The 12,451-nt window shown below is 65.6% G+C and carries 12 protein-coding genes; 9 read left to right on the top strand and 3 right to left on the bottom strand.

The genetic code is table 11. From position 1 onward, the window contains the following. Positions 1 to 163 precede the first annotated feature (163 nt). Complete coding sequence (gene sucC, locus QFZ70_RS13905) at positions 164 to 1,333, top strand: ADP-forming succinate--CoA ligase subunit beta (protein ID WP_104044673.1); 1,170 nt, start codon at positions 164 to 166, stop codon at positions 1,331 to 1,333. Between the two features lie 10 nt (positions 1,334 to 1,343). Further along, positions 1,344 to 2,246, top strand: coding sequence for a succinate--CoA ligase subunit alpha (sucD, locus tag QFZ70_RS13900; protein ID WP_307096447.1), 903 nt, complete (start codon positions 1,344 to 1,346; stop codon positions 2,244 to 2,246). Positions 2,247 to 2,381: 135 nt separating this feature from the next. Here the strand turns inward: sucD and QFZ70_RS13895 are convergent, their stop codons facing one another. The 3 genes from QFZ70_RS13895 to QFZ70_RS13885 form a co-directional block, all read right to left on the bottom strand. Then, positions 2,382 to 2,864 (bottom strand): SRPBCC family protein, encoded by a 483-nt coding sequence (locus QFZ70_RS13895; protein ID WP_307096445.1) that lies wholly within the window; start codon positions 2,862 to 2,864, stop codon positions 2,382 to 2,384. A 16-nt stretch (positions 2,865 to 2,880) separates the two neighbouring features. Next, on the bottom strand, positions 2,881 to 3,222 hold the full coding sequence (locus tag QFZ70_RS13890) for a helix-turn-helix transcriptional regulator (protein ID WP_307096444.1): 342 nt from the start codon (positions 3,220 to 3,222) through the stop codon (positions 2,881 to 2,883). A gap of 183 nt (positions 3,223 to 3,405) precedes the next feature. Further along, the gene (locus QFZ70_RS13885) at positions 3,406 to 3,855 is read right to left on the bottom strand and encodes a MarR family winged helix-turn-helix transcriptional regulator (protein WP_307096443.1); all 450 of its coding nucleotides are present in this window, start codon (positions 3,853 to 3,855) and stop codon (positions 3,406 to 3,408) included. Positions 3,856 to 4,026: 171 nt separating this feature from the next. Between QFZ70_RS13885 and QFZ70_RS13880 the strand changes: the two genes are divergently transcribed. From QFZ70_RS13880 to QFZ70_RS13850, 7 genes are all read left to right on the top strand, one after another. Continuing rightward, positions 4,027 to 5,238, top strand: coding sequence for an MFS transporter (locus tag QFZ70_RS13880; protein ID WP_307096441.1), 1,212 nt, complete (start codon positions 4,027 to 4,029; stop codon positions 5,236 to 5,238). Positions 5,239 to 5,294: 56 nt separating this feature from the next. Continuing rightward, entirely contained in the window at positions 5,295 to 6,140 is an 846-nt protein-coding gene (locus QFZ70_RS13875; protein WP_307096440.1) for an aldo/keto reductase, read from the top strand. Positions 6,141 to 6,378: 238 nt separating this feature from the next. Then, on the top strand, positions 6,379 to 6,783 hold the full coding sequence (locus QFZ70_RS13870) for a tautomerase family protein (RefSeq protein WP_104044680.1): 405 nt from the start codon (positions 6,379 to 6,381) through the stop codon (positions 6,781 to 6,783). A 202-nt stretch (positions 6,784 to 6,985) separates the two neighbouring features. After that, entirely contained in the window at positions 6,986 to 7,987 is a 1,002-nt protein-coding gene (iolC, locus tag QFZ70_RS13865) for a 5-dehydro-2-deoxygluconokinase (protein WP_307096438.1), read from the top strand. Continuing rightward, positions 7,984 to 8,925 carry a deoxyribose-phosphate aldolase gene (locus tag QFZ70_RS13860; protein WP_307096436.1) on the top strand — a complete coding sequence of 314 codons (942 nt, stop codon included), beginning with the start codon at positions 7,984 to 7,986 and terminating at the stop codon, positions 8,923 to 8,925. Before iolC ends, QFZ70_RS13860 begins: the two co-directional genes overlap by 4 nt. 39 nt (positions 8,926 to 8,964) lie before the next feature. Continuing rightward, positions 8,965 to 10,893 (top strand): 3D-(3,5/4)-trihydroxycyclohexane-1,2-dione acylhydrolase (decyclizing), encoded by a 1,929-nt coding sequence (iolD, locus tag QFZ70_RS13855; protein WP_307097885.1) that lies wholly within the window; start codon positions 8,965 to 8,967, stop codon positions 10,891 to 10,893. A gap of 42 nt (positions 10,894 to 10,935) precedes the next feature. After that, entirely contained in the window at positions 10,936 to 12,447 is a 1,512-nt protein-coding gene (locus tag QFZ70_RS13850) for a CoA-acylating methylmalonate-semialdehyde dehydrogenase (protein ID WP_307096434.1), read from the top strand. The last annotated feature ends 4 nt before the right edge of the window (positions 12,448 to 12,451 follow it).

Raw genomic sequence — 12,451 nt, 5'->3', positions numbered from 1 at the left:
GGACGGGCCGGTCCCTTCAAAGGACTAGAGTTCCCAGTGGAGCATCACGCCGCGTGGCTCGTTTCCAACAGGCCGCCGGTGCGAGCAATTCCGCAGCCCGGTCATCGTCTTCGATGGTGTCCGACTGTACAGAAACTACTTCGACGTAGAAGGACACTAAACCGTGGACCTGTTTGAATACCAGGCGCGCGATATGTTCGAGGCGCACGGTGTACCCGTGCTTGCCGGCATCGTAGCGCACACCCCAGAAGAAGCTAAGGCAGCTGCCGAGAAGATCGGCGGCGTAACTGTTGTTAAAGCACAGGTCAAGGTTGGCGGCCGCGGCAAGGCCGGCGGCGTCAAGGTCGCAAAATCCGCCGACGAGGCACTTGAGCACTCCACCAACATCCTGGGCATGGACATCAAGGGCCACACCGTCAACAAGGTGATGATCGCCCAGGGCGCCGATATTGCCGAGGAATACTACTTCTCCGTCCTCCTGGACCGGGCCAACCGCAACTACCTGGCCATGTGCTCGGTTGAAGGCGGCATGGAAATCGAACAGCTCGCCGTAGAACGCCCCGAGGCGCTCGCCAAGATCGCCATCGACCCCGCCGTGGGCATCGACCAGGCAAAGGCAGACGAAATCGTCGCCGCCGCAGGCTTCGCTGAGGAACTCCGCGGCAAGGTGGCCGCAGTAATCCTCAAGCTCTGGGACGTTTTCAAGAAGGAAGACGCCACCCTCGTCGAGGTCAACCCGCTCGTCAAGACCGGCGCCGGCGAAATCGTGGCACTGGACGGCAAGGTCACGCTGGACGAGAACGCCGAGTTCCGCCACGCCAAGCACGCCCTGCTCGAGGACAAGGACGCCGCAGATCCGCTCGAGGCCAAGGCCAAGGCGCAGGACCTGAACTACGTCAAGCTGGACGGCGAAGTGGGCATCATCGGCAACGGTGCAGGCCTGGTTATGTCCACCCTGGATGTTGTTGCCTACGCCGGCGAGAACCACGGCAACGTCAAGCCCGCCAACTTCCTGGACATCGGCGGTGGAGCATCCGCCGAGGTTATGGCCGCCGGCCTGGACGTCATCCTCGGCGACGAGCAGGTCAAGTCCGTCTTCGTGAACGTCTTCGGCGGCATCACCGCCTGTGACGCCGTCGCCAAGGGCATCGTTGGTGCACTGGCCGAGCTGGGCCACTCCGCGAACAAGCCGCTGGTAGTCCGCCTCGACGGCAACAACGTTGAGGAAGGCCGCCGCATCCTGGCCGAGGCGAACCACCCGCTGGTTACCCTGGCCGCCACCATGGACGAGGGCGCCGACAAGGCCGCCGAGCTCGCCAACGCAGCTAAGTAAGGGACGCACCATGTCTATCTATCTGAACAAGGACTCCAAGGTCATCGTCCAGGGCATCACCGGCGGCGAAGGCACCAAGCACACCGCCCTGATGCTGAAGGCCGGCACCAACATCGTCGGCGGCGTTAACGCCCGCAAGGCCGGCACCACGGTCCTGCACGGCGACAACGAAATCACCGTCTTCGGCACCGTCAAGGAAGCCATGGCGGAAACCGGCGCTGACGTCTCCATCGTCTTCGTGCCGCCGGCATTCACCAAGACCGCTGTGGTCGAAGCCATCGAAGCCGGCATCGGCCTCGTCGTTGTGATCACCGAAGGCGTTCCGGTCCAGGACTCCGCCGAGTTCTGGGCACTTGCACAGGCCACGGTGGACGCGGACGGCAACCAGGTCACCCGCATCATCGGACCGAACTGCCCCGGCATCATCACCCCGGGCGAGGCACTGGTCGGCATTACGCCGAACAACATCACGGGCAAGGGCCCCATCGGACTCGTTTCCAAGTCCGGAACCCTGACCTACCAGATGATGTATGAGCTGCGCGATCTCGGCTTCTCCACCGCCATCGGCATCGGCGGCGACCCCGTCATCGGCACCACCCACATCGACGCCCTGGCCGCGTTCGAGGCGGACCCCGAGACCAAGGCGATCGTGATGATCGGCGAAATCGGTGGCGACGCCGAAGAGCGTGCAGCCGACTTCATCAAGGCCAACGTCACCAAGCCGGTTGTTGGCTACGTGGCCGGCTTCACCGCTCCCGAAGGCAAGACCATGGGCCACGCCGGCGCCATCGTCTCCGGCTCTGCCGGCACCGCCCAGGCCAAGAAGGAAGCCCTCGAAGCTGCAGGCGTGAAGGTCGGCAAGACGCCGTCCGAAACCGCCAGGCTGCTGCGCGAGGTCTACGCAGCCCTCTAGGCTACAAAGTACCGGAAGCGGGGTCACCCGCCGTCCTTTTCGGACGGCGGTCGGCCCCGCTTTTTGCTGTCTTCAGTACGACGACGGACGGCACCTTCCGCAGGAAAGGTACCGTCCGTCGTCGTACTCTGCGGGTTAGACCGTGGCGCCGCTGAGCAGTTCGTCCAGCCGTTCGTAGCCTTCGGTCATCCCGCCTTCCATGCCGGACTGCGCCATGCCGTCCCGCGCTTCCTGAGTGGGGTAAACCGAGTGGCCCCGCAGCCGGGTCCGTCCGTTGCCGAGGTCCTCGAACGTCATAAACTCCAGGCTGACGATGTCCGGGTAACCTCCGAACTCAAAGGTCTGGATGGCGAACTCGTTGTCGCGGACCGTGTGAAAGATGCCCTTGAACTCGTAGGGCACCCCTTCGGGGCCGGTGTGGAGGTAGCTGTAGCTGCCGCCGGTGCGGAAGTCGTAGTGGTCGATGGCCATTGTGTAGCCCCGCGGGCCAAGCCACTGGACAATCAGGTCCGGTTCCTTGTGGGCGCGGAACACGTCCGCGACCGGGAAGTCGAACTCGCGCTCGTAGTCGATGAAGGGAAGGCCTTCCGGAACGCTGAGTTTCAGGGAATTGCTCACGATAACTCCTTGGAGGTTAGTCGCTGCCTGTGGCGTTTGATTGAAGCACGGCATCGAGGCGGCGGAACTGGCCTTCATGGACCAACCGGTACTGGTCGATCCATGCGGTCAGTGCCTCCAGCCGTGCGGGGTTCAGGTGCACGGGCCGGCGCTGGGCGTCGCGGGTTCGGGTGACCAGCTGCGCCTGCTCGAGTACCTGGATGTGTTTCGAGACCGCCTGCTTGGTGATCTCAAAGGGGTCAGCCAATTCATTGACAGTGGCCGGGCCCCGGCTGAGCCGGGCGATGATGAGGCGGCGCACAGGATCGGCCAAGGCCATAAAGGCCGAGTCCAGAGATGCGTCGTCAGAGGTTTTCATCGTTCCGCGCAGCCTTCCTGCTCGAAATCAACCAAACCATTGATCAATGAGTTGGTTGATTACCAATCTATGCCTGGTGCGGCCTAGGGTCAATAAGTTTTGTTCAGGGTGTTGCCGCGTATGAGGTGTCGAGGAAACATTCCTGGAAAACCCACGACGACGGCGCGCGGGGAAGCGCGGTGGTTAGACGCTCGCGCGTAACCCGGGGAGTGCCTCCACCAGTGCGGCCAGCTCGGGAACCGCCTGGGCCTCCGCCAGGGCGCGCTCCAGCGTGGCGTCGTGGACCGGCCGGACGTCGTCCAGGAGCGCCACGCCGCTGGTGGTGAGCTCGGTGTAGATCCCGCGGCGGTCATCCGCGCAGAGGATCCTCGTGAGTAGGCCGCGGTCCTCGAGCCGGTTGACCAGGCGGGTTGTAGCGCTGGCGCTGAGGGCAGTAGCGCGGGCCAGCTGCTGCATCCGCATGTGCCAGCCGTCCTGCCGGCTGAGCGCGTCCAGCACAGTGTACTCCACCACTGACAGCTGTGATTCGGCCTGGAGTGCGCGCTCCAGCTCGCCCTCGATCAACCCATGCAGCGCCGCGAGTGTGCGCCAACCCTGCGCACGGACCTCCACAGCGTCGTCCTTGATGCCCATTTCCCTACCCTCTTCCGGCGATGTCCCACGGCTCAGGAGGGCGCACATGGGACAGCGTCAATAATAGTTGCTTGCGCGGGATACTTGCGTATGCAACAATAAATAACGCGTCTGCAACTATTAGCCTACGCGTCCTCTCTTCTCCCGTACAGTTTTCGAAGGAGCATTCCCATGCCCATTGGCCTGATAGCCCTCGCCCTCGGCGGGTTCGGCATCGGACTCACCGAGTTTGTGATCATGGGCCTGCTGCCCGAGGTTGCCGCCGATTTCCAGGTCAGCGAGGCCACGGCGGGCTGGCTGATCTCCGGCTACGCCCTCGCCGTGGTTGTTGGCGCCCTGGGGCTGACCGCCGCCGTCACCCGCTTTGAGCGCAAGCCCGTCCTTGCGTTGCTGCTGGTGCTCTTCATCGCCGGCAACCTGATCTCGGCGATCGCCCCCGGCTACGGGATGATGATGGCCGGCCGCATCATTGCCGCCCTGGCCCATGGCGCGTTCTTCGGGATCGGCGCCGTGGTGGCTGCGGACATGGTGGCCCCCACCAAGAAAGCCGGTGCAATCGCCATCATGTTCACCGGGCTCACCGCAGCCAACGTCCTGGGCGTGCCCTTCGGCACCATGCTGGGACAGGCGGCAGGCTGGCGCTCCACGTTCTGGGCCATCACCGTCATCGGCGTCATTGCCCTGGCTGGAATCCTCACCCTGGTGCCAAAAACCGGCCATGGGGACACCACCCCCGGCACCCTGCGCAGCGAACTGCGGGCCTTCCGCTCCGGCCAGGTATGGCTCTCCATCCTCGTCACCATCCTCGGCTACGGCGGCATGTTTGGCGCCTTCACTTACATCGCCTTCACACTCACCGAGGTCTCCGGGTTTGCAGCCTCCACCGTGCCGTGGCTGCTGATCGTCTTCGGTGTTGGCCTCTTCATCGGCAACACCATCGGCGGCAAGGCCGCGGACCGAAATGTGGACCGCACCCTTATTGTGGTGCTCGCCGTCCTGGTGGTTGTCCTCGGGGCCTTCGCCCTGACCGCCGGCAGCCAGGTGCTGACGATCGCCTCCATCGTCCTGATGGGCGGCTTCGGCTTCGCCACCGTCCCCGGCCTGCAGATGCGCGTGATGACCTACGCGGCCGGCGCCCCCACCCTCGCCTCCGGCGCCAACATCGGCGCCTTCAACGTCGGCAACGCCCTCGGCGCCTGGCTCGGCGGCGTGACCATCACCGCCGGGCTCGGCTACACCTCACCCATCTGGGCCGGCGCCGGGATCACCCTGCTGGGACTGGCCGTGATGATCGTCGCCGCGGCCAACGCCAAGCGGACAGCCGCCCGGCAGGCACCCGCCGGCGTGCACGCTGCCCCTGAGCCCGTGGCCGTCCACAACTAGACCCTCCGCCACTGGACCGTCCGTCCTTGGACCACCACCCGAAACTGGAGAACCCCATGACTTCACCCTCGCTCGCCACGTCCACTCCCGCCGTCGCCCTTAACAACGGTGTGCAAATGCCGCAGCTCGGCTTCGGCGTCTTCCAGGTGTCCGACGACGACACCACCACTGCGGTCAGCCACGCCCTTGCAGCCGGTTACCGCAGTATCGACACCGCCGCCATCTACGGCAATGAGGCAGGGACCGGCCGTGCCATTGCGGCGTCGGGGATCAATCGCGCGGATTTGTTCATCACCTCGAAGCTCTGGGTGGCAGACCTCGGCTTTGACGCCGCCCTGGCCGCCTTCGACGCCAGCCTGGCCAAACTGGGCCTGGACTACCTGGACCTGTACCTCATCCACTGGCCCGCGCCGGCCACCAGCAGCTACCTCGATTCCTGGCGTGCGCTGGAGCAGTTGCTGGCGGACGGCAAGGTCAGGGCCATCGGCGTCTCCAACTTCCTCCCCGAGCACCTGCAGGCAATCATCGGCCTGGGCGGCACCGTGCCGGCCGTCAACCAGATCGAGCTGCACCCCGCACTCCAGCAGCGGGACATTGCGGAATTCAACGCCGTCCACGGGATGGTCACGGAGGCCTGGAGCCCGCTCGCGCAGGGCGCCGTGCTGGCCGATCCGGCCGTGGCGGCCATTGCGGACGGGCACGGCGTCACGCCCGCCCGGGCCATCCTGCGCTGGCACCTGCAGCAGGGGCGGGTTGTCATCCCCAAATCCGTGACTCCGCAGCGGATCCGCGAAAACCTGGACGTCTTCGGCTTTGACCTGACGGCGGATGAGCTGGCCGTGATCGACGGCCTCGAGCGCGACGGCCGCACCGGCCCGCACCCGGCGCAGTTCAACGGCTGAGCATCTCCGGGTCCCCAAGCCCGCCCGCGTTCCCGCATAACTGCATAACGGCACAGTACGACGACGGACGGCCACCATCCCAGCGACGGTGGCCGTCCGTCGTCGTACTGTTTCCAGCTGTTCTCTGGCCCCTGCGCCAAGGTGCCGCCGCCGGGGCCGCGGGTGCCGCTGCGGCGACCATTGCGCGCCGTCCCGGTACTTTGTTAGTATGTCAGTACAAATGTTTTAGGAGATGGAAATGCCACTCGTGCGCATCGATGTTAATCAGGGACGCAGCGCAGGAGACCTGCGCCGCCTCAGCCGAGGGATCCACGACGCGATCCTCGCCGAATACAGAATCCCGGAGCGGGACTATTTCCATGTGCTCACGGAGCACCCTCCGGGGCAAATTGTTGCCCAGGATGCCGGGCTCGGATTTCAGCGCACGCCGGATGTGGTGATGATCCAGATCTTTACGCAGGGCGGGCGAAGCCGGGAGTCGAAGCAATCCCTCTTTGCGGCCATCGCGGGCCGCCTGGCGGAGTTGGATATAGCCGGTGAGGATGTTTTTATCGGCTACGTGGAGAACTCTGCTGATGACTGGTCCTTCGGCTTTGGGCGGGCCCAATATGTCACGGGTGAACTGGCCGTTCCCCGGAAGTAGGACCTGCCGGGTTCCCGGTAGAGCCGCCTGGCGGGCGCAGATTGGCGGCCGTAAACCTTGTTGTAAGTATGTCAGTACAAACCTTTGACAGGACATGTTTTCTAGGGCAAAGTAGGGGTTGTGGCCCCGCTCACGGAGGTCCGAGCCGGAGCTCTAACTGCTCAAAGGTAAAGAGTTCTAACAAGAAAGGTCCGCGATTACCGTGACCCACGAACTGCTCACGATCGGGCGCATCAGCGTTGATATTTACCCGAACGACATTGGGGTGAACCTGGAGGACGTGACGTCCTTCGGCAAGTACCTTGGCGGATCGCCGTCGAACGTTGCCGTGGCCGCTGCCCGGCACGGCCGTCGGGCCGGTGTGATCACCCGGACTGGCGATGATGCTTTCGGGACCTACCTGCACCGGGAATTGAAGAAGTTCAACGTGAACGATTCCTTTGTTACGCCCGTGAAGGAGTGGCCCACCGCCGTCACTTTCTGTGCGATCAAGCCGCCGGAGGACTTCCCGCTGTACTTCTACGGCCGGTTCCCCACGGCCCCGGACCTGCAGATCCAAGCGGATGAACTGGACCTGGATGCCATCCGGGACGCGCGGATCTTCTGGTCCACCGTGACCGGCCTGTGCCAGGAGCCCAGCCGCGAAGCCCACATCAAGGCCCACGAAGCACGCCCGCACTCGGGCCTGCAAGAGGGCCAGTACACCATCCTTGACCTGGACTACCGGCCCATGTTTTGGGCCTCGGAGGAAGAAGCCCGCGCCCAGGTGGCTAAGATTCTGCCGCATGTGACCGTGGCCATCGGCAACGACAAGGAATGCGCCGTGGCCGTGGGCGAGGGGACCCCGGATGAGCAGGCGGACCGCCTGCTGGCCGCGGGCGTGGAGATCGCCGTCGTGAAGCTCGGCCCGGAGGGCGTGATGGCCAAGACCCGCACGGAGCGTGTGGTGTCCGCACCGGTTCCGGTCGAGACCGTGAACGGCCTGGGCGCCGGGGACTCCTTCGGCGGAGCGTTCTGCCACGGACTGCTGTCCGGCTGGCCGCTGGCCCAGGTGCTGGACTACGCCAACGCCGCCGGCGCGATCGTCGCCTCCCGCCTGTCCTGCGCCGATGCGATGCCGACGCCGGACGAGGTCACCTCCCTGCTCGCGGAACGCGGCCGCCTGGTTCCGGGCCAGTTCGCCATCGAAGGAGCAGCACTGTGAGCATCAACCTCGGCACTGCCACCGTCGACGTGGATAATGATCCGCGCCGATACGCGCACCTGAGCACCATCCGCCTGGAGGATCCGGATGCTGTTGCCCGTGCCGCCAAGGCGCGGCGCCGCCACCCCGGCCTGAAGTACGGCCGGCAGAACTTCATCGTCGCGGCGGACCATCCTGCCCGCGGCGCCCTCGCGGTTGGTTCCGATCCGGTGGCGATGGCGGACCGCCGCCAGTTGCTGGACCGGCTACAGATCGCGCTGGCCAACCCGGATGTGGACGGTGTGCTCGCCTCGCCGGACATCATGGATGACCTGCTGCTGCTCGGTGCGCTGGAGGGCAAACTGATTTTTGGGTCGATGAACCGTGGCGGGTTGTCCGGCCTGGTCAACGAGTTCGACGACCGGTTCACCGGCCACACCGCCGCGGCCCTCGAAGCCCTCGGCGCCGACGGAGGCAAAATGCTGACCCGCATCTGCCTCGGTGACCCGGACACGGTGTCCCTGCTGGAAGCCACGGCCAAGGCCATCGACTCGCTGGCTGAGCGCAAGCTGATCGCCATGGTTGAGCCCTTCTTATCGGTGCGGACCAACGGCAAGGTCCGGAATGACCTCTCCACCGACGCGGTGATCAAGTCAATCGCCATTGCCGAGGGCCTAGGCTCCACCAGTGCCTACACCTGGATGAAGCTGCCCGTCGTCGCTGAGATGGAACGGGTCATGGCCGCCACCACAATGCCCACCGTGCTGCTGGGCGGGGACCCCGACGGCACCCAGGACGAAGTGTTCGCCCGCTGGGAAGCCGCCCTGGCGCTGCCCGGCGTGCAGGGCCTCACAGTGGGGCGCACCCTGTTGTATCCGGCGGACGGTGATGTTGCCGGCGCGGTGGCCACCGCCGCCTCCCTCCTTAACCACACCGCATCATCAGAAGTATCGGAGTAACTTCCCATGGGGACGAGAACAGCAACCGGAACCCGCCGGATGACCGTGGCCCAGGCCGTGGTCGAGTACCTTTCCAAGCAGTACACGGTGGATTTTGTCGGCGGGGTGGACTTCCGGGAACGCCTCATTCCGGGCACCTTCGGTATCTTCGGGCACGGCAACGTGGCCGGCGTTGGGCAGGCCCTCAAGCAGTACCAGCACCTTGACCCGGCGATCATGCCGTACTACCAAGGCCGGAACGAGCAGGCCCAGGCGCACCAGGCAGTGGGGTATGCCCGGCACACCCGGCGGCGCCAGACCTTCGCGATCAGCACCTCGATCGGGCCGGGTTCCTCCAACTTACTCACCGGTGCGGCGCTGGCCACTACCAACCGTTTGCCCGTACTGCTGCTACCGAGTGACACGTTCGCCACCCGCGCCGCGGACCCGGTCCTGCAGCAGCTTGAGCAGCCCTACGCGTACGACATCACTGTCAATGACGCGTTCCGGCCGCTGTCGAAGTTCTTTGACCGGGTCTCCCGGCCGGAGCAGCTGTTCTCCGCGTTCCACCACGGCCTGCGGGTTCTCACGGACCCGGCCGAGACCGGAGCCGTCACGATTTCACTGCCGCAGGATGTCCAGGCCGAGGCCTTCGACGTGCCCGAGGAGTTCCTGGCCGAGCGGGAGTGGCGGATCCGCCGCCCGGACGCCGACGATGAGGACATCGCCCGCGCCGCCGCGGCCATACGTGCCGCGAAACGTCCGCTGATCATCGCCGGCGGCGGCGTGCTGTACGCCTACGCCAACGACGAACTGGCTGCCTTCGCCGAGTTGACGGGGATCCCGGTGGGCAACACCCAGGCGGGCGTCGGTGTCCTGCCCTGGGACCACCCGTTCTCCCTGGGCGCGATCGGGTCCACGGGCACGACGGCGGCGAACGCCATCGCTGCGGAGGCGGACCTGATCATCGGGATCGGCACCCGGTACGAGGACTTCACCACCGCGTCGCGGACCGCGTTCCAGAACCCGGACGTAAGGTTCATCAACATCAACGTCGCCGCGATTGATGCGTACAAGCACGGCACCACGCTGCCCATCGTGGCCGATGCCCGCAAGGCCCTGGTGAAGCTCAACGTAGCCCTGGGCGGGTACCGCATCGGCGCGGACCTCGAAGCGACTATCGCCTCGGAGAACGCACGTTGGGACGCCACCGTGGACGAGGCGTTCGAGACCCGGCACACGCCGCTGCCGGCGCAGAACGAGATCATCGGCGCCACCTTCCGTGCCATGGACGCGGCCGACGTGGTCATCTGCGCCGCGGGATCGCTGCCCGGCGACCTGCACAAGATGTGGCGGGTCCGGGACCCGTTCGGTTACCACGTGGAATACGCGTACTCCTGCATGGGCTACGAGATCCCCGGCGGCCTGGGCGTCAAACGCGCAGCCCTGGCCGAAGCCGCCCGCGGCGGCACCCAGCGGGACGTCGTGGTGATGGTGGGGGACGGCTCCTACCTGATGATGCACACGGAACTGGTCACCGCCGTCGCCGAACGCATCAAGCTGATCGTGGTCCTGATTCAGAACCACGGCTACGCCTCCATCGGCTCGCTCTCCGAAATGCTGGGCTCCCAGCGGTTCGGCACCCAGTACCGTGCACTGGACGAGGCCCGGCACAGCTTCGACGAAGGCGAAACCCTGCCCGTGGACCTGGCCCTGAACGCCGAGTCCCTCGGCGTCAAAGTGGTCCGGATCGAACCGGGGGAGAAGGCCATCGCCGAACTCGAACAGGCCATCCGGGACGCGAAGGCAGCGCCCGAACGCAGTGGGCCCATCCTGATCCACGTCGAATCCGATCCGCTGCTGGACGCCCCGAGCTCCGAAGCGTGGTGGGACGTTCCCGTCTCCCAGGTCTCTGACCTCGACTCCACGAAGCAGGCCTTCCAGACCTACACCGACCACAAGTCCCGCCAGCGCAAGCTGCTGGGCTGACCCCCTCTTTTCATCCCCTTCGACTACTCAAGGAAGAGTCCCATGACTGTCACAACCGAGACCACCACCATCAACCATTTCATCAACGGTGCCGAGACCGCCGGTGCGGGCACCCGCACCCAGCCGGTGTACAACCCGGCCACCGGCCAGGTGAGCGGTGAGCTGCGGCTGGCCAACCGGGCGGACCTGGACGCGACCGTTGCGGTGGCCCGCAAGGCCGCCGATACCTGGGGCGATATCTCGCTGGCCAAGCGCACGGCGGTGCTGTTCAAGTTCCGCGAACTGGTCGCCGCCCATGTGGATGACCTCGCGGCCCTGATCACCGCGGAGCACGGCAAAGTCCTCTCCGATGCGAAGGGCGAGATCGGCCGCGGCCTGGAAGTTATTGAGTTCGCCTGCGGGATCCCGACCCTGGTCAAGGGTGACTACTCGGACCAGGTCTCCACCGGCATCGACGTCTTCTCCTTCCGCGAACCCCTCGGTGTGGTTGCCGGGATCACCCCGTTCAACTTCCCCGTGATGGTGCCTTTGTGGATGGCACCGATGGCGATCGCTACCGGCAACGCGTTCATCCTCAAGCCCTCCGAACGGGACCCGTCGGCCTCGATGCTGCTGGCGAAGCTGTGGAAGCAGGCGGGCCTGCCTGACGGCGTGTTCCAGGTCCTGCACGGGGACAAGGAAACCGTTGACGGGCTGCTGACCCACCCCGACGTGGACGGCATCTCCTTCGTCGGCTCCACCCCGATCGCGCAGTACGTCCACGAAACCGCGACCAAACACGGCAAAAGGGTCCAGGCCCTGGGCGGGGCGAAGAACCATGCCATCGTGATGCCCGATGCGGACCTGGACAACGCCGCGGACCACTTGGCAGCTGCCGCGTTCGGCTCCGCCGGGGAACGCTGCATGGCGATCTCCGTCGCCGTCGCCGTCGGGGACGCCGCGGACCTGATCGTCAAAAAAGTCGAAGAGCGTGCCCTGGCCGTGAAGGTCAACAACGGCACCGCACCCGACGCCGAAATGGGCCCGGTCATCACCCCGGCGTCCAAGGAACGCATCATCAGAATCGTCACCGAAGCCGAAACGGCCGGCGCGGCCATGGTGGTGGACGGCCGCGACCTCATGGTCCCGGGCCATGAGGACGGCTTCTGGGTGGGCCCTACCGTGATCGACCACGTCAAGACCGGAATGACCGCGTACACCGAGGAAATCTTCGGACCCGTCCTCGTGGTGGTCCGCGTCGACACCCTTGAAGACGGCATCGCCCTGATCAACGCCAACCCGTACGGCAACGGCACCGCCATCTTCACCTCCTCCGGCGCGGCAGCCCGGAAGTTCCAGCGCTCCGTCACGGTCGGCATGATCGGCATCAACGTCCCCCTGCCCGTGCCCGTGGCCTACCACTCCTTCGGCGGCTGGAAGGCCTCCCTCTTCGGCGACAAGCACATCTACGGCCCCGAAGGCGTCTCCTTCTACACCCGCGGCAAGGTCATCACCTCCCGCTGGCCCGAACCCACCCACGCCTCGGGTGCCTCCTACAACTTCCCCTCCAACTGACCCC

The organism is Arthrobacter sp. V1I9, assembly GCF_030817075.1.
Lineage (GTDB): Bacteria > Actinomycetota > Actinomycetes > Actinomycetales > Micrococcaceae > Arthrobacter.
The sequence above is the reverse complement of the archived record's forward strand: the minus strand, read 5'-3'. Positions and strand labels throughout refer to the sequence as shown.